This window comes from Wenjunlia tyrosinilytica, assembly GCF_014646055.1.
In the GTDB taxonomy this organism is placed as follows: domain Bacteria; phylum Actinomycetota; class Actinomycetes; order Streptomycetales; family Streptomycetaceae; genus Wenjunlia; species Wenjunlia tyrosinilytica.
In genome coordinates, this window is the sequence record NZ_BMMS01000012.1 from 106,303 (window position 1) to 129,418 (window position 23,116).

Genomic DNA, 23,116 nt, shown 5'->3' on the forward strand with positions numbered 1-23,116 from the left:
CGGCTCCCTTCCCCGGGTCCTCCCGGGCTCAGACTGCCTGCGAGAAGCATGCAGCCCGGGAAGCGGATCAGGGAGAGGGCGTCGCACCCCGCGTCCGGAGGAGACACCCGCGGCCCTACCCCTTGGTCACCCGGACGGTGTAGCGGCCGTCGTCGTCCTTGGCGACGACGTCGACCGCGGTGCGGGTGAGGGGGTCGCGGTAGACGCCTCCGACACCGAAGGGCGCGTCGTTGTGGGAGTTGAAGGAGTTACTGCTCGTCTCGCACGCCGCCGTCCGGGGATTGGCGTCCATCACCCGTATCGGCCCCTGGCCGGAGGATATGTCGGTGCGCACCCAGTAGACGAGCACGCCCTCGCTGCATGCCGAGCTGTCGTTGCCCTGCTTGCTGCGCACCTCGACGGCGAAGGCTCCGTGTTCCCCCTCCGGCACCACGACCATCTTCGTTCCGCCGGGAGTCTCGACCGGGCTGAGCTGGTACTCGCTGGTGCCATCGCCTACCGCGCAGTCGACCTGGCCCGTGTCCAGCCAGCCGAGCCTCCATTTGTGCCAGGCGAGGAAGTCGTTCTGCAGCCCCCAGTCGAGCGACATCATGTCCCACTGCCCGGCCAGTCGGTCGGTGCGGCGGAAGTCGGTGCCCGAGTACAGGTCGGGCAGGCCGAATATGTGCCCGTTCTCGTGGTTGAGGACGCGGTACCTGGCGGCGTCGTGCCCGTAGATGACGGAGACCTTGTCCAGGGCGCCGCCCTCGTCGCTGACGGCGGCGGTGGCTCCGGTCCAGGTGACGGACAGGACGGTCTCGGAGGCGGGAGGGCCGGCGTTGGGGGTGACCAGGACGTTGACGAGGTCGAAATCCTTGAAGTCGACCTGTTTGTCCGCCACTTTGAGCAGATCCCGCATCATCTGCTGGTGCACCTGCCAGCCGTAGCCGCGTTCGATCCCGTACTCGGTGAAACTGCGGGGCAGGGTGAAGTACTTGAGCACCGGCACGGGTTCGTACTCGAGCTTTCCGTAGGAGGCGGTGGCGAACCACTGCTGCGCGGCGGGGAAGAACTCGTCGTACCGTGCCTGCGCGCTCGCGTCGGCGCGGGCGTCGGGGAAGTCGATGAACAGGGTCAGGGCGCGTATCCGTCCCGAGGCCCGGGAGAAGGTCGAGTAGTCGACGGGGAAGCCCTCGGACATGGTGACGCCGTCCACGGAACGCAGGGCGCACGCCGCCTCGGAGGCGCTGCCGTGGGCAACGGGCCTGGGGGGCCGGGCTGTCGCGCTCGGTATGCCCGTGCTCAGCGCCAGGGCGACCACCACAGCCGCGGACTTGACACACCGCAGGGCCGGAGACCGCCGCGCCAGGGATATGGCGCCTTCGCCGTCCGTCGACTGCTTCACTCCGGCCTCCTACGTGAGCGATCGCAACCACATTGACACCATTCGCGAACCTTCTCCTCCTTTGCTCGGCCGGATGGGCTAGGCCCTGGCGGGGCCTCATCGGCGCTCCGGTCAGCGGTTCCGGGTGGCCTCGACGGTGTAACTGCCGTCCGGGCCACGGCCGAGGACCCTGACCACCACCTCGTGCGCGAGGTCGCGGAATGCGGACCCGGCTCCGAACGGGGCGTCGGCCAGGGGCGAGAAGACCGACCTGCCCGAGCAGGCGGCGGAGTCGGGGTGGGCGTCCATCACCCGGATCGGCCCGGATCCCGAGCCGACGTCGGAGCGGACGCGGTAGACCAGCACCCCCTCCGTGCATCCCTGGGCGTCGTTGCCCTCCAGGGAGCGCACTTCCACGGCGTAGACGGAGCTGCTGTCGATGGGGACGACCAGGAGCTTGACGCCTCCCGGCCGCTCGACCGGTGTCAGCGTCCGGCGGACGGTGCCCGGCTTGGCCAGGCAGGCGACCTGTCCGCCGTCCAGCCAGCCGAACTTCCACTTGTGCCAGGCGAACAGCTCGGGTGAGAGCCCCTTCTGGTCGCCCATCAGGTCCCAGTCCCCCACCCGTGTGTTCCACTCGCCCGCCGGCGCCCCGTCACCCGGCCGGGTGTAGAGGTCGGGCAGGTCGAAGATGTGGGCGCTCTCGTGGGCGAGGACGTGGTGGTCCGGAGGATGGGCCTCGAAGATCGTGCCCATGTGGTCCAGCCGGACGCCGTCGGCGACGATCGGGCGGCCCAGATTGACGATCTTGGTGGCGTCCGGGTCGACCCCGGGGGCCTCCGGGTCGGCGACGAAGAAGACGACGTCGTAGGCGCTGAAGTCCACCAGGGGGTCGGCCGCCGCGACGGCGTCCCGCAGGTAGCGGCGCCGGTCCTTGGGGTTCCAGTCCCGCTCGATGCCGTAGCCGGTGGAGGCGGTGGGCATCCGGACATAGCCGGGGACGGGGTCGAGGTGGTAGTCGAACCGCCCGTACGAGGCGGTGCGGAAGTAGTCCCGCGTGTCCGGGATGTGGTCGTCGGCCAGTTCCCGCGTGGACACGGTGGGGGTGGAGTCGGGGAAGCTGAGGAACACCAGTGCCGCGTCTATCCGACCGAGGGGACGGGTGTAGGAGCCGTTCCAGGAGTCCACGCCCTCGGAGTGGTGGACGGTGGTGCGCACCAGGGCACAGGGCCCCTCGGGCTCGGCGGGTGAGGCCGGCCCGGCGGTCGCGAGGGTCCAGGTCATCGCGGCAAGGGCCGCCATGACTCCGGAGAGCAGGCTACGGCTACGCATAGCGATCATTTTGTAACTTAATGACCGCTGATTGCCCGTTTTGCTGCGCTGTCCGGGCGCAGGCTGATCGATCGCCGGAGTGACCTGTTCAGCCTGTACGGCAACCCGACAAGAGGATGGGGTGACTACGGTCAGTAGTCGTACTCGTATGTCCTTCGGTCGAGTGTGGTGCCGTGAATCACCATGGACGACGCTGGAACGGGCCGAGAGCCAGCCTCTATGATCGCCACATTTCCAGTGCGGTACCCGGACGACGGCGAGACATTGGCATGCGGGAGCGAGCTGTGGGCAGGCCGGACGGCAGTCCGGGCGGTGCGAGCCGCCACCAGGCATCCGTCCCCGCGTCCGTCACGGAACGTAACGAGTCCTGCAAGGGTGTGTCCGCCAGCCATCTTCGGGACGCCCTGGCCGCCGCCGGGATCGCCGTCGGCCTGGTCGACCCCGAGGGGCACATCCGCGAGCCCAACGGCGCCCTGCGCGCGTTCGGCGAGGGACTGGAGCCGCTCACGCACGACGACGCCCGCTCCGGAAGGGCCTACCGCGAGCTGATGCGGGGCGAGCGCGACCGCGTCCGCTACACCCGCAGGTTCAAGCACCGCGACGGCCACACGGTCTGGGCGAGAGTGACCCTGACCCCCATTCGCGAGGCCGGCGGCGCGGCGCGCTGGTCGCTGCTGACCGCCGAGGACATCACCGGGCAGCGCGAACTCCAGCAGCGGCTGCGCCATCTGCGGATGCACGACCCGCTGACCCGGCTTCCCAACCGGGAGCTGTTCTTCGAACGGCTCTCCAGCGCGCTGGGCGAGGGAGCGTCCGGAAGCCGCATCGGCCTGTGCTACCTGGACGTCGACGGCTTCAAGGCGGTCAACGACACCCTGGGGCACCGCATCGGCGACCGGCTGCTGTCCGCCGTGGCCGAGCGCCTGGCGATGTGGGCGGAGCCCGCGGGACATCTGGTGGCGCGCCTGGGCGGGGACGAGTTCGCCGTGCTCATCGAGGGCTCCCGAGGAACCGCCCATGCCACGGCGGTCGCCGACGCCATCCTGGGCGCCCTCGACCTCCCGTTCGACATCGAGGGGCAGCGCCTCGCGGTCTCGGCGAGCGTCGGCGTCGTCGAGCGTCCCGTCTCCGGGACCACGCCCACCGGTCTCATGCAGGCCGCCGACACCACGCTGTACTGGGCCAAGACCGACGGCAAGGCGCGGTGGACACTGTTCGACCCCGAGCGCAACGCGCACCGGATGACCCGTCAGGCGCTGTCGAGCACGCTGCGCCCGGCGGTGGAGCGCGGCGAGTTCGTGATCGAGTACCAGCCGCTGGTGGGCATCCGCGACGGCGCCCTGCGGGGAGCGGAGGCGCTGGTGCGCTGGCGCCACCCGGAGCTGGGCACGCTCGCGCCGAACCGGTTCATCGGGCTGGCCGAGGAGAACGGCGCCATCGTGCAGCTCGGCCGCTGGGTGCTCGCCGAGTCCTGCCGCCAGGCCCGCATCTGGCAGCTGGCCCACCCCAGCAGGGTCGCGCCCTTCGTCAGCGTCAATGTCGCCGTGCGCCAGGTCTGGGACTCCGATCTCGTGGCCGACGTCGCCGCGATCCTGGCCGAGACCGGGCTCGCCCCCGAACTCCTCCAGCTGGAGCTGACCGAGAGCGCGGTGATGGGCTCGGCCGGGCGGCCGCTCCAGGCGCTGCACGCGCTGTCCGAGATGGGGGTGCACATCGCCATCGACGACTTCGGCACCGGCTACTCCAACCTGGCGTATCTGAGCCGGCTGCCCGTGCGCGGGCTCAAGCTCGACGGCTCGTTCGTCCGCGGCTTCGGCGCGCAGCCCCACCCGAACCCGGCGGACGAGACGATCGTGACCGCGCTGGTGCAGCTCGCCCATGAGCTGGGGCTGACGGTGACGGCGGAGTGCGTGGAGAGCGAGGCACAGGCGCGGCGGCTGCACGCGATCGGGTGCGACACCGCCCAGGGCTGGTTCTACTCGCGGCCGGGGCCGCCGGAGCTCATCGACTCGATCCTGAGCGGGGCACCGCTGCGGGCGGTGCACAACAACGCGTAGGGCCGGGGATCGCTCCCCGGCCCCACTCGTATCCGCCTGCCGCGCCGTCAGCGGGCCTTGCCCGGTCCGCCCGTCGAGCGCGTTCGCCCGGTCAGCAGGCGCCGAGGTCCTGCCAGACGCCCCACTCGCCGGTGGTGCCGGGCTCCTCGTTCAGCGTCCACCACTTGGCCTTCCACTTCTTGCCGTTGTGGGAGACCTGGTCACCGCCGACATAGACCTTGGTCCGGTCCCAGGCCGCCACCGAGCAGGAGCCACCGGTGGTCGAGCCGGTCGTGCCCGCGGTCGTGGAGCCGGTGGTGCCGGAGGTCGTCGAGCCGGTGGTGCCGGAGGTCGTCGAGCCCGTGGTGCCCGAGGTCGTCGAGCCCGTGGTGCCCGAGGTCGTGGACCCGGTCGTACCGGTCGAGGTCGAGCCGCCGGTGGTCGAGCCCCCGCCGCAGCTGCTCGGGGCGCCCCCGCCGACCGCGTCGCTGATCTTGTTCAGCAGCGTGGCGTTCTCGTCCAGGTCGAGCAGCGAGTACATCATCGCGCCGCCGAGGCCCTTGCAGTGCGCGTAGTCGGCGCGTGCCTGGATGGTCTTGGCGTCGAGCCCGGTCCAGAACTCATTGCCGTTGTAGAAGTAGGCGGACTTCGCCGCGTCGTCCCAGTACGTGGTCGAGGGGTTGTCGACGATGCCGCCGAGTTCCTTGTAGTACGCGATGCCGGCCTGCTGGCTGGTCGGGCGGGCCGAGGCCGGGCCGGTGGCCGACTGGCCCAGGCCGTTCTTGCCGCCGTTGGGCACTCCCGTCCAGCCGCGGTAGTACAGCTCGTAGCCGAGCGTCAGCTTGTCGGCGGGGAAGCCGCCCGCGATGCCGTACTCGCTGTCGCCATCGGTCCAGGCGTTGACGGCGGCGTCGATGCTGTACTTCTTCGCCCCCGGCTCGATGGGCTTCGTCGGGTCCGAAGGCGACTGGTGGAGCGGGGACTGGTGGTAGACCGGTCCGGTCGAGTCCCAGGCGCCGTGCATGTCGTACGTCATGAGGTTGGCGTAGTCGAGGTACTGGCCGAGCTTGTCGGTCTCGATCTTGTTGATCTTGTCCTGGCCGGCCGGGAGCGCCGCCGTCAGCAGCATCTTCTTTCCGCCGTTGGCGGCGCCGTAGGCGTCGAGCTGCTTGCGGAACTCGGCGAGCAGCAGGGTGAAGTTGTGCTTGTCGTCGGCGCTGTAGTGGTTGCCGGTGTGGCCGTTGGGCGAGCCCGGGTACTCCCAGTCGATGTCGATGCCGTCGAAGATCCCGGCGCCCGAGCCCGGTCCGCCGAAGCCGCCGTCGACGGGCAGGTTGCCCTTGATGTACTGGTCGATGCAGGAGCTGACGAGCTTCTGCCTGCTGGCGTCGGTCTTGGCCGCGTCGGAGAAGTACTTGGAGTACGTCCAGCCGCCGATCGAGATATTGATCTTCAGCTTGGGGTACTTGGCCTTGAGCTTCTTGAGCTGGTTGAACGCACCCGCGATCGGCTGGTCCCACTTGTCGGCGACGCCGTCCACGCTGTCCGCTGCGCCGAACGACTTCTGGTAGTCGGCGAAGGCGTCGCCGCCGCCGTCTCCCGCGTTGGGGTCGCTCTCATTGCCCGAGGTGGCCTTGGTGGCCTCGAAACATGTGAGGTTGGTCGGGTGGATGTTGCCGAACGAGTAGTTGAGGATGTCGAGCTTGCCCGCTATGCCCCGGGTGGCGAGGTGCTTGGGGTAGAACGCGTTGCCGTAGACGCTCCACTGGTCGTAGTAAGCGATCTTCACGCCCCCGCTGCTCGCCGCCGCGGCGGCCGTGGCAGTTGTGTCGGCGGCCTGGGCGGACCCGAGGCCGAGGAGCGCGGCCAGCGAACCTCCGACCAGGGCGGCGGTCGCGGCGAGCGCCACGACGGGTCTTTTGCGGAAATGCACGGCGGAGCCTCCGATGATGGGGGGGGGAGACGGGGCGAGGATTGGCAAAGATGTATCCCCGCGGCCACCGGCTCGTCAATGGTTTGGACTAGACCTAGGGCTAGACCAATCTATGGGGAAACGCCGTCGTCAGAGACGTGCCGACAGCTCGCCGACCGCTCAACACCCCGGGCAGCAAGCAGTTTTAGGGATGCCTTAAGGCAGGCCCGCAGGCCCTCGCGGGGAGGAACCACAGCCGATCGCGAAACCCGTATTTAACCCCTGCCGCAGGCCTTCTCAACTCCGGTGGGCCTGCGCGACGATCTCGTAGGACCGCAGTCGGCGCTCGCGGCCGTGCACATTGGACGTCAGCATCAACTCGTCGGCGTCCGTGAGCGCCCGCAGGTCGTCGAGCCCCTGGCGGACCTTGTCGCGGTCGCCGTGGATCACATTCGACAGCCAGCTGTCGACGAACTCGCGCTCGAGCTCGTTGAACGGGTAGCCGTCCGCCTCCTCCGGCGAGGGGAACAGGCCCGGGCGGCCGGTCCTCAGGCGCAGCATCGCCAGCGCCCCGGCACGGGCGGAACTGCGCGCCTCCTTCTCGGTGTCGGCCGCGATCACACCGGCGGCGACCATCGCGTAGGGCTTGTCCAGGACCTCAGAGGGCCGGAAGGACTCGCGGTAGATCTCCAGCGCGGGAAGGGTGTTGGCCGGGGAGAAGTGGTGGGCGAACGAGAACGGCAGCCCGAGCGCACCCGCGAGCCGGGCGCTGTAGCCGCTGGAGCCGAGCAGCCAGACGGGAGGCCGGGAGGCCGACTGCACTCCGCCGGGCACCTTTCCCTGCACCGGGCCGGGGATGGCGTGGATGCGGGCGTAGGGGTGGCCTTCGGGGAAGGAGTCGTCGAGGAAGCGGATCAGCTCGGCGAGCTGCTGGGGGAAGTCGTCCACGGAGAGGGCCTCGGCGCTGCGGCGCAGCGCACGGGCGGTCGCCTGGTCGGTGCCGGGGGCGCGGCCGAGGCCCAGATCGATGCGGCCGGGGTGCAGCGCTTCGAGCAGGCCGAACTGCTCGGCGATCACGAGCGGGGCGTGGTTGGGGAGCATGACTCCGCCGGAGCCGAGCCGGATGGTGCTGGTGGCGGCGGCGAGATGGGCGAGAAGGACGGCGGGCGAAGCGCTGGCGACCCCCGGCATGGAGTGGTGCTCCGCCACCCAGTACCGGTGGAACCCCCACTCCTCCGCCCGGCGCGCCAGCTCGGTGCTGGTGGCCAGCGCCTCGGAGGCGGTGTGCCCGGTCCCGACCGTTGCCAGATCCAGTACGGACAGCGGTACGGGAGAGTTCAAGGGGCTGGTCACGCGCGCACTCCTTCGGGCGGTTGCTCCGGCGGGACGTCGAGCCGGACGAGGACCCGATCAAGGACTTCCAACCGGACAAACCCTCCGCATATTCCCCGCGGGGGCGCGGCTCGTATCCCCCGCGGGTGCGCGGCTCGTTTCCCCCGGTGAGGCGCGGCTCACCGGCCCGGGGCGGCGAAGCGGTCCTTGATCAGGGCCGCCAGTTCGGCGTGCCCCAGCCTGCCCTGGGGGGAGATCACCACCAGGGCGGGGTGCGACGCGTCGGCCGGGTGGGTCAGGTCGATGACCGCCACTGGCTCGGTCCAGGTGCGGCAGGAGTTGGTGCATTCGTAGTAGCGCTGGTCGAAGACCAGGGCCGAGCCGATGGCCGTGGGGACCCTTTCCGCGCTGCCGCGCAGGTCGGCGGGGATGTCTTCGGGGGAGCGGTAGACACCGTGGTAGCCGTTGCCCGGTTTGTCGTTGTCGCGGGTCGGCTCGCAGGACTTGGCGAAGACCTGGAACGAGGCGATGCGGTCCTTGCCGCGCTCCAGCGTCGCGCTCTGGTCCGCGCCGCCGTTGCACTGCCGGGCCGCGGACGGGCTCGGCGCGGGGGTGAAGCTCAGCCGCTCCGCGGGTGTCACCTTGAAGCGGAACGCCATCTGCGGGGTGTCGACCGCCTGGTACGCGTTCGGCGTGGCGCTGCCGTCCGGCTCGGGGTCCTGTCCGCCGCCGCCCTCGCCGCCGCCGTCGCCACCGGTGCCCCAGCATCCCGCCAGGGCGACCACCGCCAGGGCCGCCGCCGCGGCCCCGAGCCCCGCCCTTCGCCTGGAAGCCGCCATCGCCCGTTCCTCCCCCGCCACTGTGCTCTGTCGGTGAGTGTGGACGGGCGCGGGCCCCTTCGCGGTTCCCGCCCCGAGGTGGCAGATCTTGTGCTCGCGACGGTGAAGCCCCAGGTCACCCGGACCGCGCACCCCGCGCAGGTGGCGCAACACTGCGGCAACACCACTGCCCCGCACTGCTCGGTATGGTCCATGTGACCGAAACCGAGCCCCTGGAGCCCCGATGCCCGCCGAGCGAAGCCGCGAGCACACCGCGCCCGTCGCGGCCGCGCGGCGGCGGATGCTGCGGGCGGACGGGGCGCGCCGGCTCGCCGACCTGCTGCGGGGGCAGGTGCTCGCCCAGGGGTTTCCCGGCGGGGTGCTGCCCCACGAGGACAGGATCGGCACGGAGTACGGGGTCTCCCGCAACACCGTCCGGCAGGCACTCGACCTGCTCCGCGCCGAACAGCTCGTCGAGCGCCTGCCCGGGGTGGGCACGGTCGTCGTGGGCCAGAAGTACCCGCACGGGCTCGACCGGCTGATGGGCCTGGCCGAGACCCTGCACCAGCACGGGCAGGTGACCAACGAGGTCCGCTCCATGGGCCCCGTTGCCGCCCCCTCGCCCGTGGCCGAGCGGCTGGGGGTCGCCCCCCGCGACGACGTGCTCTGTATCGAGCGGCTGCGCAGTCTTGACGCGCTGCCGCTCTCCCTGGATCTGACCTACATCCCGATGGACATCGGCATCGACCTGCTCGGGGCCGACCTGGAGAACACCGACGTCTTCCGGCTGCTCGAGGAGATCACCGGCCAGCCGCTGGGAACCGCCGAGATCACCTTGGAAGCCGTCAACGCCGACGCGCACTCCGCGGCCGTCCTCCAGGCCCCGCGCGGGGCCGCCGTGCTCATGCTGGAGCGGCTGACCCATCTGTCCGACGGGCGGCCGGTGGACCTGGAGTTCATCCGGTTCCGCGGCGACCGCATCACCATGCGCGGGCTGCTGCACCGGTCCGTCTGACCGTCCCTGCCCGTCCCCGGGTCGCCCCTCGACCGGTCTGCGCCCCGGTCCGCGCCCCGGTCCACCGCGCCCCCATGCCGATCCGCGCTGCCCGGATGTCTGGAGACACCCATGCCGCTGGTGCCCCAACGCGCCGACGTTCCCGTGACCATCGACGAGTCCAAGTGCATCGACGGCTGCACGCTCTGCGTGGACATGTGCCCGCTGGACTCCCTCGCCATCGACCCCGACACCAGCAAGGCGTACATGCACGTCGACGAGTGCTGGTACTGCGGCCCCTGTGCCGCCCGCTGCCCCACGGGCGCCGTCACCGTCAACATGCCCTACCTGCTCCGATGAGAGGTCCCAGTCCGATGACGCGCAAGCACCTCGCCGCGGCGGCCGCCGCCGCCCTCCTCCTCCCCCTCGCCGGGTGCGGCGGCGACGCCGGGGCGCAGGACGACGGGACGGTCACCGTCACCGTCGGCTACCAGTCCAAGACGATCAACACCGTCACCGCGGGCACCCTGCTGCGCTCGCTCGGGTACTTCGAGCGGGAGTTGGGGGAGCTCGGCCGCCGGGAGGGCCGGACGTACAAGGTGAAGTGGCAGGACTACGCCACCGGTGCCCCCATCACCGCCCAGATGATGGCGGGGAAGGTGGACATCGGGTCGATGGGCGACTTCCCGCTGCTGATCAACGCCGCCAGGGGAAAGCAGATGAAGGCGCCCACCCGGCTGGTCTCGGTGACCGGCTACAACCTGCGCGGCGGCCTCAACACCATTGTCACCAGGCCGGACTCGCCCCTGCGCTCGCTGAGCGACCTCCGGGGCAAGAGGGTGTCCACGAGCGTGGGCTCGGCCGCCGACGGCACCCTCATCCGCGCCCTCCAGCGCGCGGGCATCGACGCCGGCAAGGACATCCGCAAGCTCAACCAGCAGCCCGCCGTGGGGGCCTCCGCCCTCCAGTCCGGTGGCGCCGACGCCCTCTCGCAGTTCGTGGCGTGGCCGGGCCTGCTGGTCTTCCAGGGCAGGGCGAAACCGCTGTACGACGGAGCCGCGCTCGATCTGCCCACGTTCCACGGGGTCACCGTGCGTGAGAGGTTCGGCGACCAGCGGCGAGAGGTCGTCGAGGCGTTCCTCAAGGCCCAGATCGCGGCGGGCGGCTATCTGCACCACCACCCGCTGGAGGCGGCACGGCGGGTGGCCACCGCGACCGGCCTTCCGCCGGAGGTCGTCTACCTCTACAACGGGGCCGGCGGTGTGGCCAGCTTCGACCCCACACTCAAGCCCCGACTCGTCTCGGCGCTCAAGAAGGATGTGCCGGTGCTGCGTTCGGCGAAGCTCATCGGTCCCGTCGACGTGGACGGCTTCGTGGACGACAGCTTCATCAAACGGGCCTTCGGCAGCGGCTACGCCAAGGCGCTCGACTCCACCGCCAACCCCGCCCCGGTCAGCGGCACCGACCCGCTCACCCACACGGACGTCAACGACCCGGCCACCGCGAGCGAGGCACTGACCGGCAAGGGCTCCGTCCCGTTCGCCACGCCCGACTCCCTGCTGCGGTACCTGGCCGACCACCGGGTGGCCGCCGCCTATGTGCCGGACGCGGCCACGGGCAACCGCTGGTTCGCGGACAAGTCCACCTGGGTCCTGGACGCCGGACATCTGCGCCCGTTCACCACACCGGACGGCGCGGCGAAGTGGGCCGCCCGGCATCCGGGCTCGAGGACGGTCTCCTACCAGGCCGCGCTGAAGGAGGCGAAACGGTGACGGCGACGGCGACGACCGCGGCCCCCGCGGTGCCCGAAGCAACGAGCGCCCACCGCCGCCCCTGGGGCCGGTACGCCCTGCGCGCCGCCTCCCTCCTGGCCGCGCTGGGGCTGTGGCAGGTGCTGACCGGCCTCGATGTACGGCTGTGGGTGCACTTCGACCAACTGCCGACCGTGGCCGAGGTGGGGCGCGAGTTCGGGCAGCGCATCGGCGACGGCCTGTACTGGCAGGACCTCGCCGACAGCCTGCGCCGTATCCTCACCGGCTTCGCCCTCGCCGCCGTCCTGGGCGTCGCCACCGGCATCGGGATCGCCAGGTCGACGGTCGCCGCGGACATCCTCGGTCCGGTGCTGGAGGTGCTTCGGCCGATCCCCGCCATCGCGCTGGTGCCCGTGGCCATCCTGCTCTTCCCCAGCAATGAGCAGGGGATCGTGTTCATCACCTTCGCCGCCGCGTTCTTCCCCGTCCTGGTCAGCACCCGGCACGCGGTGGGGGCGCTGACCCCCGTGTGGGAGGAGGCGGTGCTCACCATGGGCGGCGGGCGGTGGCGGGTCCTGGCCCAGGTCGTGCTGCCGGGGGCGCTGCCCGGCATCCTCGGCGGGCTCTCCGTGGGGATCGGCGTCTCGTGGATCTGTGTGATCTCCGCCGAGATGATCTCCGGCGAGTACGGCGTCGGCTACCGCACCTGGCAGGACTACACGATCGTCGACTACCCCGGGGTGCTGGTCGGGATGGCCACGATCGGCGTGCTCGGCTGGATCACCTCCGCCGCGGTGGAATTCGCCGGCCGCCGCGTCACCCGCTGGCTGCCCCGCACCGACCGGAGGGCATCCCGATGAGCTCACCCGCCGTCGAAGGCACCACCGTCACCGCGCCCGAGCGGGCCGTCGAAGCCCCTCCCGGACTCGGGCTGCGCCTCGACGGCGCCGAGCTCGGCCGTCCGGGCGCACCCGTCCTCGAAGCACTCGACCTGGATGTGGCGCCCGGTGAACTCCTCACCGTCGTCGGCCCGTCCGGCTGCGGCAAATCGACGCTGCTGCGCACCCTCGCCGGGCTCCTGCCGCCGCTCGGCGGCAGCGTCACCGAGGACGGCCGCCCCATCACCCGGCCGGACGCGGACCGCGCGCTGGTCTTCCAGGAGGACGCCCTGCTGCCCTGGCGCAGCCTGCGGTCCAATGTCGAACTGCCTCTCGCCATCCGCGGGACGGAGCGGGCCCGGCGCCGCCGGACCGCCGAGGAGTGGCTGGCCAGGGTCGGCCTCGGCGGCCGTGAGAACCGGCTGCCGCACCGGGTCTCCGGAGGACAGCGGCAGCGGGTGCAGCTCGCCCGCGCCCTGGCCGGGTCACCGAGAGCGGTGCTGATGGACGAGCCGTTCGGCGCGCTCGACGCCCAGACCCGAGCCGGAATGCAGCAGTTGCTGGTGGATGTGCTGCGCGACACCCGTGCCACGGTCGTCTTCGTCACGCACGACGTGGACGAGGCGGTCTTCCTCGGCGACCGGCTGGCCCTGCTAGGCACTTCGCGCGGGCCGGTGTGCCTGCTCGATGTGCCCCGTCCGCGGGACCGTGCCGCGCACAACGAGCCGGAGACCGCCGCGCTGCGCCGCGAAATCCTCGAATCCCTCGGCCCCCTCGGTTCCTGAAAGGCCACCCCCGTGACGACCATCCCCCCGCTCGGCGACACCGAGGAACTGGCCTGCGACGTCCTCGTCATCGGCGGAGGCACCGCCGGGACCATGGCGGCGCTGACCGCCGCCGAGCACGGCGCCTCCGTGCTGCTGTTGGAGAAGGCGCACGTCCGGCACTCGGGCGCCCTGGCCATGGGCATGGACGGCGTGAACAACGCCGTCGTGCCGGGCCGGGCCACCCCGGAGGACTACGTCGCCGAGATCACCCGCGCCAACGACGGCATCGTGGACCAGCGGACGGTCCGTCAGACCGCGACGCTGGGCTTCGCGATGGTGAAGCGGCTGGAGCGGTACGGCGTCAAGTTCGAGAAGGACGAGCACGGCGAGTACGCCGTGCGCCAGGTGCACCGCTCCGGCAAGTACGTGCTGCCGATGCCCGAGGGCAAGGACGTGAAGAAGGTCCTGTACCGGCAGTTGAGGCGCCGTGAGATGCGGGAGCTGATCCGCGTCGAGAACCGGGTGATGCCGGTGCGGGTGCTCACCTCCGGCGACGGCCGGGCGGTGGGGGCGGCAGGCTTCAACACCCGCACGGGCGGCTTCGTCACCGTCTGCGCCTCGGCGGTGATCCTGGCGACGGGTGCCTGCGGGCGCCTCGGCCTGCCGGCGAGCGGCTACCTCTACGGCACGTACGAGAACCCCACCAACGCCGGTGACGGCTACGCCATGGCGTACCACGCGGGGGCGGAGCTCAGCGGGATCGAGTGCTTCCAGATCAACCCCTTGATCAAGGACTACAACGGGCCCGCGTGCGCCTACGTCGCGAATCCCTTCGGCGGGTACCAGGTCAACCGGCACGGCGAGCGCTTCGTCGACTCGGACTACTGGTCCGGGCAGATGATGGCGGAGTTCGCGGCCGAGGTCGCCTCGGAGCGCGGCCCGGTGTACCTCAAGCTCAGCCATCTGCCGGAGGAGTCGGTGGCCGCCCTCGAGGGCATCCTGCACTCCACCGAGCGGCCGACCCGCGGCACCTTCCACGCCGGACGCGGGCACGACTACCGCACCCACGACGTGGAGATGCACATCTCGGAGATCGGGCTGTGCGGTGGGCATTCGGCGTCGGGGGTCTGGGTGGACGAGCACGCCAGGACCACCGTTCCGGGGCTGTACGCGGCCGGTGACCTGGCCTGCGTGCCGCACAACTACATGATCGGCGCCTTCGTCTTCGGCGACCTCGCCGGAGCGGACGCCGCCACCCTGCGGGGCCGGGCGCCCGGCGCGCTGCCCGCCGACCAGATCGCCGCCGCGCACGATCTGGTCTACCGGCCGCTGCGCAACCCCGACGGCCCTCCGCAGCCCCAAGTGGAGTACAAGCTTCGGCGCTTCGTGAACGACTACGTCGCTCCGCCCAAGAGCGGCGCCCGGCTCTCGCTGGCCGTCGAGTCGTTCGAGCGGATGCGCACCGAGATCGAGGCGATGGGCGCGACCACCCCGCACGAGCTGATGCGCTGCGCCGAGGTGACGTTCATCCGCGACTGCGCGGAGCTCGCCGCCCGCTCCTCGCTCGCCCGCACGGAGAGCCGCTGGGGGCTGTACCACGAGCGGACCGACCACCCTCGGCGTGATGACCGGGCCTGGCTGGCCCATCTCAATGTGCGCAAGTCCCCTTCGGGAGCGATGGAGTTCCTCACCCGGCCGGTGGCTCCCTATCTGGTCCCGGTGGAGGGCTTCGCACCAACGGGCGGGGACATCGACGTCATCGGGGAGGTCCACCCCGAGCCGGTCGCCACCGCCGGGCCCCGGGACGCCGCGCCGGTGGGCAGCGCCGCTGCCCCGGTCCGCTCGGCCGGTCCCTCGGTGCCGGCTTCTCCCCGCATCCTCGAACTCCTGGCCGTGGCCGAGGAGTCCCCCGATCTGAACCGGCTCTCCCCCTACCTCGGGGACCGCGACCCCGCCGTGCGCCGTGCGGCCGTCGACGCCCTCACCGAGACGGTCCCCGAGGGCACCGGACCGGCACTGGCCCTCGCCCTGGCGGACGAGGACCGGGCCGTACGGGAGGCGGCGGCCGCGTCCTTGAGGGAACTGGTCGAAGTCCTCCCGGCCGAACCGGCGTTGCGTGAACCGCTGGTGGCGGCCCTCGCCTCCCCCGACGCCCAGGTCCGCGCGGCGGCGCTGGAGGTGCTGCGGGCGCTTCGGCTGGGCGGGACCGAGCTGTTCGCGAGCACGCTGGCCGACCCGGATCTGGAGGTGCGGGTGCAGACGGTGCGGGCGCTGGTCTCCGTGGACGCGGTGGCGCCGCTGTCCAGGGCCGCCGCCGATGCCTCACGCGAGGTGCGCGTCGCCGCCGCCAAGGGACTGGGGAGTGTGGCGGCGCCCCCGGAGCACGTGGTCCCGGCGCTCAAGGGCCTGCTCACCGACGAGGACCCGCTGGTGCGCGCCGCGGCCCTGGAGTCGGCGGCACCCGTCGGCTGCCCGCCCCCGCTGGACGGCGCGGCTCTCGCCGCGCTGGACGACCCGGCCTGGCAGGTGCGCAAGGCGGCCGCCACCGCCCTGTCCGCCGCTGCCCCCGACCTCGCCGTCCCGGCGCTGCGGTCGGCGCTCACCGATCCCCATGCCGATGTGCGCAAGGCGGCCGTTCAGTCGCTGCTGCCCCACTCGGCCCTGCCGCAGGTGCGTGAGGCACTGACCGCCGCGGCCGAGGACAGCGACGCGGACGTCCGCGGCTACGCCAGACGCGGCTGAACGGCCCCCGGTATGTCCGGCGCGCTCGGCGGGTCGACGCCCGCGACGCGGTGCGGGGCACTCGGCGATCCGGGAGGCACCCGGAACCACCGCGGAGCGCCGGGGAAAGGATCACCCGTGTCCACCCGCGCGGGGTCCTGGCCCGGGGGGATCGACTCCTGCGCCCCCGGATGAACGCGCGGGATATGGGCGGGGCGTGAGACGCTGGCAAGGGAACGCCGACGGAGCAGTGGAGTACCGGCGAACCGCGAAAGCAGGGAGGCCGATGTGACCTCTGAGGCCTATGTGACGGAGCGCCCGGGCAGGGGCGAGCAGCGGTATCTGCCCATCGCCGAGCATGGGCTGATCGGCGACCTGCGCAGCACCGCCCTGGTGGGCACCGACGGCACGATCGACTGGTACTGCCCCGGGCGCTTCGACGCGCCCAGCGTCTTCGCGTCGGTCCTCGACGCCGACCGGGGCGGATCGTTCCAGCTGGCCGCCGACCTGCCCTGCCGGACGAAGCAGTTCTACTTCCCCGACACCAATGTCCTGATCACCCGCTTCTTCGCGGAGGACGGGGTGGGTGAGGTCCAGGACTTCATGCCGATCGTCGAGCACGGGGACGCCCGGCACGCCGTCGAGGCCGACCGGCACCGGCTGATCCGCCGGGTCGTGTGCGTGCGGGGCACGCTGCCCTTCCGGGCCAGGGTGGCCCCGCGGTTCGAGTACGGCACACAGCCGCACATCGTGCACGTCGAGCCCGGCCAGGTGGTCTTCGAGTCGCCGTCGCTGTCCCTGGCCCTGATCTCGAGCACGCCGTTCGAGTGCGACGACCGGGACGCGTGGTCGCGCTTCAAACTCTCCGAGGGCGAGTCCGCCGTGTTCGCCCTCGACCGGCTCGACGACGACGTCTTCCCGCGGTCCTGCCCGCAGCGCGAGGCGCACGACGAGCTCAATGCCACGGTCCGCTTCTGGCGCCGCTGGCTCGCGGCGTCGCGCTACCGCGGGCGGTGGCGCGAGATGGTGCACCGCTCGGCGCTCACCCTCAAACTCCTCACCTACGCCCCGACCGGGGCGATCGTGGCCGCGCCGACGACGAGTCTGCCGGAGCAGATCGGCGGGGAGCGCAACTGGGACTACCGCTATGTGTGGATCCGGGACGCCGCGTTCTGCGTTTACGCGCTGCTGCGGCTGGGGTTCACTCAGGAGGCGGAGTCCTTCATGCACTTCCTGTCCGACCGCGTCCAGCTCGAAGGGCACGGCCCGAGCGGGCCGTTGCAGATCATGTACGGCATAGACGGCCGACGCGACCTGCCCGAGCGGGAACTGGGCCACCTCGAGGGGCACTTGGGCTCGGCACCGGTGCGGGTCGGCAATTCCGCGGTCTACCAGCTGCAACTGGACATCTACGGAGCCCTCCTGGACTCGCTCTACCTCTACGACAAGTGGGGGCAGCCGCTGTCCAGCGACAACTGGGAGACCGTCAGCGGTCTCGTGGACTGGGTGTGCGAGAACTGGGACCAGCCCGACGAGGGGATCTGGGAGACGCGGGGCGGGCGCAAGCCCTTCATCTATTCGCACCTGATGTGCTGGGTGGCGATCGAACGAGCCATGCGCATGGCCGTACGGCGCGGCCTGCCCGCCGACATGGCGCGGTGGGGCCGGGCCCGCGACACGGTCTACCGGCGGATCATGGACCGCGGCTGGTCGCGTGAGCGGTCGGCGTTCGTCCAGTACGAGGGCGCCGACGTCCTCGACGCCTCCCTGCTGATGATGCCGCTGGGGAAGTTCGTCTCCCCGACCGATCCCAAGTGGCTCTCGACCCTGGACGCCCTGGGCCAGGAACTGGTGTCCGACTCGCTGGTCTACCGCTACGACCTCCACGCCCACCCCGACGGCCTTCGCGGCGAGGAGGGCACCTTCTCCATCTGCTCGTTCTGGTACGTCGAATCGCTGACCCGCGCCGGGCGGCTGGACGAGGCCCGGCTGGCCTTCGAGAAGATGCTCACCTACGCCAACCACCTCGGCCTGTACGCCGAGGAGATCGGCCCCACGGGCGAGCAGATCGGCAACTTCCCCCAAGCCTTCACCCATCTCGCCCTCATCAGCGCCGCCTTCAATCTGGACCGCGCCCTGGGGTAGCGCGCAACGCCGCCGGGCAGGTTCACCCCGTTGCCCGGCGGCGCCGTCGACAGCGCTGCCCGTGACTACACGTCCAGCGCCACGTACTTGGTCTCCAGGTACTCGTCGACGCCCGCATGCCCGCCCTCGCGGCCGAGGCCGGAGTGCTTGACGCCGCCGAAGGGGGCGGCCGGGGTGGAGACGATGCCCTTGTTGACGCCCACCATGCCGGACTCGATGCGCTCGGCGAAGCGGACCGCCCGGCGCAGGTTCTCGGTGAAGACGTAGGAGACCAGGCCGTGGACGGTGTCGTTGGCGTACTCGATGACCTCGTCGTCCTCGTCGAACGTCGCCACCGGCGCCGCCGGGCCGAAGATCTCCTCCTTCATCGCCCGGGCACTCGGCGGAACGTCGGCGAGGACCGTCGGCGCGTAGAAGTAGCCCGGACTGTGCTCGATCGGCCCGCCCTCGAGCAGCGGGCGCGCTCCCGCCGCGACCGCGTCCTTCACCAGCTCGTCCACCTTGTCCAGCGCCGCCTGGTCGATGAGCGGGCCGACCCTCACATCCCGCTCGGTCCCCCGGCCGACCTTCATCGAGCCCAGTTCCTCGGCCAGCCGCGAGGTGAACTCCTCCGCCAGCGACCGGTGCACATACATCCGGTTGGCGGCCGTGCAGGCCTCGCCGATGTTGCGCATCTTGGCCAGGACCGCCCCTTCCACCGCCTTGTCCAGGTCGGCGTCGGCGCAGACGATCAGCGGGGCATTGCCGCCCAGCTCCATGGAGGTGCGCAGCACCTGGTCGGCGCTCTGCTCGATGAGCTTGCGGCCGACCTCCGTCGAGCCGGTGAAGGAGACCTTGCGCACCCGCCCGTCCTTCAGCAGCGGCTCGACGACCTCGGCGGCGCGGGTGGTCGTCAGGATATTGAGGACTCCTTCGGGCAGCCCGGCCTCGCCGAGGATCTCGCCCAGCGCGAGCATGCTCAACGGCGTCTGGTGGGCGGGCTTGACGATCATCGTGCAGCCCGCGGCGACGGCCGGGCCGATCTTGCGGGTGCCCATCGCCATGGGGAAGTTCCACGGGGTGACGAGCACGGCCGGACCGACCGGCTGGCGCATGACGACGATGCGCCCATTGCCGTCCGGCGGCACCTGCCAGGTCCCGTCGGTGCGCACCGCCGTCTCGGAGAACCAGCGGAAGAACTCCGCGGCGTACGCGATCTCGCCGAGGGACTCGGCGAGCGGTTTGCCCATCTCCAGCGTCATGAGGACGGCCAGGTCGTCCTGGCGCCGCATGATGATCTCGAAGGCGCGGCGGAGGATCTCCCCCCGCTCCCTCGGCGGGGTGGCCGCCCAGTCGCCCTGGGCCGCGGTGGCGGCGTCGAGGGCGGCGAAGGCGTCCTCACGCCGGGCGTCCGGCACGGAGCACAGCGGTGCGGCGATCGAGGGGTCCTCCACCTCGAACTCCGCGCCCGCGGCCGCCGGGACCCATTTGCCTCCGATGAGGAGTGCCTTGGGTACCCGGTCGATCACCATTTTCTCGTACTTGTCGTCGGCCACGATGTTCAGCCTTCCTTCCATGGAACGTCACTGCCCCGAGCGGCACGGACACTCCATGGACATCGACCGCGACCCACCGTTCCATGACCGTGTTCCATGGCGTTCCATGGCCGCTCTCCCGGAACCGGGTTCCGGACCGCGCTCCATGACCGGGCCGCCGACGGCTCCACACAGCGGTGCCGACTCCGCGCGGGAGGCTGGGTACCCCCGTGCACCGCCGGTACGCCTGTGGCGCCGGCGGCCGGGCCGGTCCCCGCACACGGCCTTCCGCTCACGCGCGTCCCGCCACGTATCAGAAATTCACAGGAATACCTCTGGTGAAGCCGGGTAGCGGCGCGGCCATGGCTGGATCGGGTCCATCGGGGCCGGACGGCGCCGTAAGACCGATGGAGGGGCATGAGTTCCGAAATACACAGGGAGAACGGATATGGCAGACGTCCTGCGGGGCGCCGCTCCCTCCTCCTTTCGGGCGCGTTCGCCGGGCTCGGCCTCACCGGCCTGACCGGCCTGACCACCGCGTGCAGCCGCGTCTCCACCGCCGACACCAAGGACGGCGGCAACCTCCTGGAGCGTCTGCGCAGGCAGGGAACGGTACGGCTGGGGATCGCGGGCGAGATCCCGTTCGGCTACATCGACAAGGACGGCGAGCTCACGGGGGAAGCGCCCGAGCTGGCCAGGATCATCTTCAAGCGCCTCGGCGTACCGGGTGTCCAGCCCGTCCCCACCGAGTTCGGCTCGCTGATCCCGGGACTGAACTCCCAGCAGTTCGACGTGATCTCGGCCGGGATGTTCATCAACCCCGAGCGCTGCCGGCAGGTGCTCTTCGCCGACCCGGACTACGAGGTGTTGGACGCGTTCATCGTCCGCAAGGGGAACCCCAAGAAGCTCCGCACCTACGCCGATGTGAAGAAGGCGGGGGCCAAGTTCGCCAGCGGGGCGGCGTACGCCGAGATCGACTACGCGGTCGACGCCGGAATCCCGCGCGGGGAGATCTCCGTCTACCCCGACCAGCTCGCCGGGCTCCTCGCCGTCGAGCAGGGCCGCGCCGATGTCTTCGCGGGCACCAGCCTCACGGTCCGCAAGGTGATCGAGCAGACCAGGAGCCGCAAGGCCGAGATGACCGAGCCCTTCCTCCCCGAGGTCGGCGGCAAGCCCGCGCACGGCGCCGGGGGCTTCGCCTTCCGTCCCGGTGAGACCAGGCTCCGCGACGCGTTCACCGCGGAGCTGCACAGGATGAAGAAGAGCGGTGAACTGCTCCGCGTCGTCGGACCCTTCGGCTTCACGAAGACGGAGATGACCGGGCTCACCGCGCAGAGGCTGTGCGCGTCATGACGGCCGGTCTGTGGGAACTCCTCCTCGAAGGCGCCTGGGTCACGGTCCAGCTGACCCTCTTCAGCGCCGCGCTCGCGGCCGCGGTCGCCTTCACGGCCGGCGTGGCCCGTACGTCGCGGCTGTGGATCGTGCGCTTCCTGTCCGGTGTGTACGTGGAGGTCTTCCGCGGCACCTCGGCACTGGTGCTGATGTTCTGGCTCTTCTTCGTCCTGCCGCCCTTCCTGGGCTGGCAGTTGGTCCCGATGTGGGCGGCCACCCTCGCCCTGGGCCTGTCCTACGGGGCGTACGGTGCCGAGATCGTCCGCGGCGCCATCGCCGCGGTCCCGGCGGCGCAGCGCGAGGCGGGGGTCGCGCTCAGCTTCACCCCGTGGCAGCGGATGCGGCTGATCACGCTGCCGCAGGCCGTCCCCGGGATGCTGCCGCCGTTCAACAACCTGCTGATCGAGCTGCTCAAGGGCACCGCCCTGGTGTCGATCATGGGGGTCGGCGACATCGCGTTCGGCGCCCAGCTGGTGCGCCTCGCCACGGGCGAGAGCACCGAGGTCTACTCGATCGTCCTGGCCATGTACTTCGTGCTCGCCTTCGTGCTGACCCGCGGGATGCGGCTGCTGGAGCGGCGCGCCAAGGCGGGGATCGGCCAGGGCCCGCAGAAGAAGGTGTCGGATCCCGCCGTCCATGAGCCGGCCGGGCCGGCCGCGGCGTCCCTGAGCGGCACGGCGGCGTCGGCTCCCTCCGCCGGCGGCGCGGCCGCCGCGCCGTCCACCGGCAGCGTGACAGGAGGTGCCCCATGACCTGGGACTGGTCCGCCGTCGGCGACTTCATGCCGCGTCTGCTCGACGGGCTGGTGGTGACCCTGGAGGCCACCGCGCTCGGGTCGCTGCTCTCGTTCGCGGTCGGCCTGGTGTGGGCGCTCCTGCAGCGCACGCCGACGCGCTTCGTGCGCTGGCCGGTGAACGTGCTGGTGGAGTTCGTCCGGAACACCCCGCTGCTGGTGCAGCTGTTCTTCCTCTTCTACGTCCTGCCCACCTGGGGTGTGCGGTTCTCCCCGCTGACCACCGGGGTGGTCGCGCTGGGCCTGCACTACTCGACGTACACCGCCGAGGTGTACCGGGCGGGGATCGACGGGGTGCCGAAGGGGCAGTGGGAGGCGGCGCACGCGCTGAGCCTGCCGCGCTCGCGCACCTGGATCGCCGTGATCCTGCCCCAGGCCGTCCGCCGGGTCGTCCCGGCGCTGGGCAACTACGTGATCGCCATGTTCAAGGACACGCCCATGCTGGCGGCCATCACCGTCCTGGACATGCTCCAGCGCACCCGTCTCCAGGGCGCGCAGACCTTCCAGTACGTCGAGCCGTTCACCGTTGTCGGCATCGCCTTCATCGTTCTCGCGTACCCGACGTCCCTACTGATGCGAGCCCTGGAGCGACGCCTTGGCCACTGAGACGACTCCCCACCCGACCGACGCTCCCGGCGCGACCGAGGAGCTGATCCGCTTCGACAAGGTGGTCAAGCGGTTCGGCGGCAGCACCGTCCTGGACGAGCTCGACTTCAGCGTCGCGGCGGGACGGCATGTGACGCTGATCGGGCCCTCCGGCTCGGGCAAGACCACGATCCTGCGGCTGCTGATGACGCTGATCCGGCCCGACCAGGGCACGATCAGCGTGGACAGCAGCAGCGGGTCGCCATCGCGCGGGCGCTGGCGATGCGCCCGCGGGTGCTCCTGCTCGACGAGGTGACCTCGGCGCTCGACCCGGAGCTGGTGGCGGGGGTGCTGGACGTGCTGCGGGACATCGCCCGGTCCACCGACATCACGATGCTGTGCGTCACCCATGAGATGAGCTTCGCCCGGGACATCTCCGACCGCGTCCTGATGTTCGACGAGGGCCGGGTGGTCGAGTCGGGCTCGCCGGAGAAGATCTTCTCCGACCCGGACAACGAGCGCACTCGCGAGTTCCTGAGCGCCGTCCTGTGATCTCCCACCGCCAACGTCACGGCCTCCCAACGAAAGCATTACGGGTCCCTCACGGCAATCTCACGGAGCCTCCACCGCCGGGGAGCGTTTCCGGCCGCCTCCCCGGCGCTGGATCGCCTGCCCCAACGCCCTCTCCACACGGCCGCGTTGGGGCTATGGTGGTGGTCGGCCCAGTGACCGGGCCGCGCTGAGACGTACTCCGGCGCGGTGACCGGCTGCGACGGGCGCGAT

General features: G+C 71.2%; 17 protein-coding genes and 1 pseudogene. 12 read left to right on the forward strand and 6 right to left on the reverse strand.

Annotation, left to right across the window (positions count from 1 at the left end; genetic code table 11):
* Window positions 1-115: 115 nt before the first annotated feature.
* Entirely contained in the window at window positions 116-1,384 is a 1,269-nt protein-coding gene (locus tag IEY86_RS15350; RefSeq protein WP_229698446.1) for a M6 family metalloprotease domain-containing protein, read from the reverse strand.
* A 111-nt stretch (window positions 1,385-1,495) separates the two neighbouring features.
* Window positions 1,496-2,695 (reverse strand): M6 family metalloprotease domain-containing protein, encoded by a 1,200-nt coding sequence (locus IEY86_RS15355; protein WP_229698447.1) that lies wholly within the window; start codon window positions 2,693-2,695, stop codon window positions 1,496-1,498.
* A 269-nt stretch (window positions 2,696-2,964) separates the two neighbouring features.
* Here IEY86_RS15355 and IEY86_RS15360 point away from each other — a divergent pair, with 269 nt between their 5' ends.
* Entirely contained in the window at window positions 2,965-4,752 is a 1,788-nt protein-coding gene (locus IEY86_RS15360) for a putative bifunctional diguanylate cyclase/phosphodiesterase (protein WP_189132244.1), read from the forward strand.
* A gap of 91 nt (window positions 4,753-4,843) precedes the next feature.
* On the opposite strand, the gene IEY86_RS15365 is transcribed toward IEY86_RS15360, so the two are convergent.
* From IEY86_RS15365 to IEY86_RS15375, 3 genes are all read right to left on the reverse strand, one after another.
* On the reverse strand, window positions 4,844-6,664 hold the full coding sequence (locus tag IEY86_RS15365; RefSeq protein WP_189132245.1) for a glycosyl hydrolase family 18 protein: 1,821 nt from the start codon (window positions 6,662-6,664) through the stop codon (window positions 4,844-4,846).
* A gap of 276 nt (window positions 6,665-6,940) precedes the next feature.
* Entirely contained in the window at window positions 6,941-7,996 is a 1,056-nt protein-coding gene (locus IEY86_RS15370; protein WP_189132246.1) for an LLM class flavin-dependent oxidoreductase, read from the reverse strand.
* 158 nt (window positions 7,997-8,154) lie between these two features.
* A complete protein-coding gene (locus tag IEY86_RS15375) occupies window positions 8,155-8,814 on the reverse strand; it encodes a hypothetical protein (protein WP_189132247.1) in 660 nt (219 codons plus the stop codon).
* 223 nt (window positions 8,815-9,037) lie between these two features.
* On the opposite strand from IEY86_RS15375, the gene IEY86_RS15380 reads away from it, so the two are divergent.
* From IEY86_RS15380 to IEY86_RS15410, 7 genes are all read left to right on the forward strand, one after another.
* Window positions 9,038-9,808, forward strand: coding sequence for a GntR family transcriptional regulator (locus IEY86_RS15380; RefSeq protein WP_189132248.1), 771 nt, complete (start codon window positions 9,038-9,040; stop codon window positions 9,806-9,808).
* Window positions 9,809-9,919: 111 nt separating this feature from the next.
* Window positions 9,920-10,147, forward strand: a complete 228-nt coding sequence (locus IEY86_RS15385; RefSeq protein WP_006376935.1) for a 4Fe-4S dicluster domain-containing protein — start codon at window positions 9,920-9,922, stop codon at window positions 10,145-10,147.
* A gap of 14 nt (window positions 10,148-10,161) precedes the next feature.
* Window positions 10,162-11,559, forward strand: coding sequence for an ABC transporter substrate-binding protein (locus tag IEY86_RS15390; RefSeq protein WP_189132249.1), 1,398 nt, complete (start codon window positions 10,162-10,164; stop codon window positions 11,557-11,559).
* Between the two features lie 29 nt (window positions 11,560-11,588).
* A complete protein-coding gene (locus tag IEY86_RS15395; protein ID WP_189132344.1) occupies window positions 11,589-12,398 on the forward strand; it encodes an ABC transporter permease in 810 nt (269 codons plus the stop codon).
* Entirely contained in the window at window positions 12,395-13,201 is an 807-nt protein-coding gene (locus tag IEY86_RS15400; protein WP_189132250.1) for an ABC transporter ATP-binding protein, read from the forward strand. Before IEY86_RS15395 ends, IEY86_RS15400 begins: the two co-directional genes overlap by 4 nt.
* 12 nt (window positions 13,202-13,213) lie before the next feature.
* Window positions 13,214-15,925, forward strand: a complete 2,712-nt coding sequence (locus tag IEY86_RS15405) for a fumarate reductase/succinate dehydrogenase flavoprotein subunit (RefSeq protein ID WP_189132251.1) — start codon at window positions 13,214-13,216, stop codon at window positions 15,923-15,925.
* Between the two features lie 267 nt (window positions 15,926-16,192).
* The gene (locus tag IEY86_RS15410; RefSeq protein ID WP_189132252.1) at window positions 16,193-18,049 is read left to right on the forward strand and encodes a glycoside hydrolase family 15 protein; all 1,857 of its coding nucleotides are present in this window, start codon (window positions 16,193-16,195) and stop codon (window positions 18,047-18,049) included.
* A 65-nt stretch (window positions 18,050-18,114) separates the two neighbouring features.
* On the opposite strand, the gene IEY86_RS15415 is transcribed toward IEY86_RS15410, so the two are convergent.
* On the reverse strand, window positions 18,115-19,605 hold the full coding sequence (locus IEY86_RS15415) for an NAD-dependent succinate-semialdehyde dehydrogenase (RefSeq protein ID WP_189132253.1): 1,491 nt from the start codon (window positions 19,603-19,605) through the stop codon (window positions 18,115-18,117).
* A 375-nt stretch (window positions 19,606-19,980) separates the two neighbouring features.
* On the opposite strand from IEY86_RS15415, the gene ehuB reads away from it, so the two are divergent.
* The 4 genes and pseudogenes from ehuB to IEY86_RS15435 all read left to right on the forward strand — a co-directional run bounded on the left by ehuB (window position 19,981) and on the right by IEY86_RS15435 (window position 22,885).
* Complete coding sequence (ehuB, locus tag IEY86_RS15420; RefSeq protein ID WP_189132254.1) at window positions 19,981-20,916, forward strand: ectoine/hydroxyectoine ABC transporter substrate-binding protein EhuB; 936 nt, start codon at window positions 19,981-19,983, stop codon at window positions 20,914-20,916.
* Window positions 20,913-21,707 carry an ectoine/hydroxyectoine ABC transporter permease subunit EhuC gene (gene ehuC, locus IEY86_RS15425; RefSeq protein WP_189132255.1) on the forward strand — a complete coding sequence of 265 codons (795 nt, stop codon included), beginning with the start codon at window positions 20,913-20,915 and terminating at the stop codon, window positions 21,705-21,707. The genes ehuB and ehuC overlap by 4 nt, the downstream gene beginning before the upstream one ends.
* The gene (gene ehuD, locus IEY86_RS15430; RefSeq protein ID WP_189132256.1) at window positions 21,704-22,354 is read left to right on the forward strand and encodes an ectoine/hydroxyectoine ABC transporter permease subunit EhuD; all 651 of its coding nucleotides are present in this window, start codon (window positions 21,704-21,706) and stop codon (window positions 22,352-22,354) included. Before ehuC ends, ehuD begins: the two co-directional genes overlap by 4 nt.
* Window positions 22,344-22,885, forward strand: a pseudogene (locus tag IEY86_RS15435) (amino acid ABC transporter ATP-binding protein). The gene ehuD and the pseudogene IEY86_RS15435 overlap by 11 nt, the downstream one beginning before the upstream one ends.
* Window positions 22,886-23,116: the final 231 nt, after the last annotated feature.

Excerpts from the sequence above, each read along its gene's own strand:
- IEY86_RS15355 (WP_229698447.1), bottom strand. The coding sequence starts at position 2,695 with ATGCGTAGCCGTAGCCTGCTCTCCGGAGTCATGGCGGCCCTTGCCGCG.
- IEY86_RS15360 (WP_189132244.1), top strand. The coding sequence starts at position 2,965 with ATGCGGGAGCGAGCTGTGGGCAGGCCGGACGGCAGTCCGGGCGGTGCG.
- IEY86_RS15375 (WP_189132247.1), bottom strand. The coding sequence starts at position 8,814 with ATGGCGGCTTCCAGGCGAAGGGCGGGGCTCGGGGCCGCGGCGGCGGCC.
- IEY86_RS15380 (WP_189132248.1), top strand. The coding sequence starts at position 9,038 with ATGCCCGCCGAGCGAAGCCGCGAGCACACCGCGCCCGTCGCGGCCGCG.
- IEY86_RS15385 (WP_006376935.1), top strand. The coding sequence starts at position 9,920 with ATGCCGCTGGTGCCCCAACGCGCCGACGTTCCCGTGACCATCGACGAG.
- IEY86_RS15390 (WP_189132249.1), top strand. The coding sequence starts at position 10,162 with ATGACGCGCAAGCACCTCGCCGCGGCGGCCGCCGCCGCCCTCCTCCTC.
- IEY86_RS15400 (WP_189132250.1), top strand. The coding sequence starts at position 12,395 with ATGAGCTCACCCGCCGTCGAAGGCACCACCGTCACCGCGCCCGAGCGG.
- IEY86_RS15415 (WP_189132253.1), bottom strand. The coding sequence starts at position 19,605 with ATGGAAGGAAGGCTGAACATCGTGGCCGACGACAAGTACGAGAAAATG.
- ehuB (WP_189132254.1), top strand. The coding sequence starts at position 19,981 with ATGAGTTCCGAAATACACAGGGAGAACGGATATGGCAGACGTCCTGCG.
- ehuC (WP_189132255.1), top strand. The coding sequence starts at position 20,913 with ATGACGGCCGGTCTGTGGGAACTCCTCCTCGAAGGCGCCTGGGTCACG.
- ehuD (WP_189132256.1), top strand. The coding sequence starts at position 21,704 with ATGACCTGGGACTGGTCCGCCGTCGGCGACTTCATGCCGCGTCTGCTC.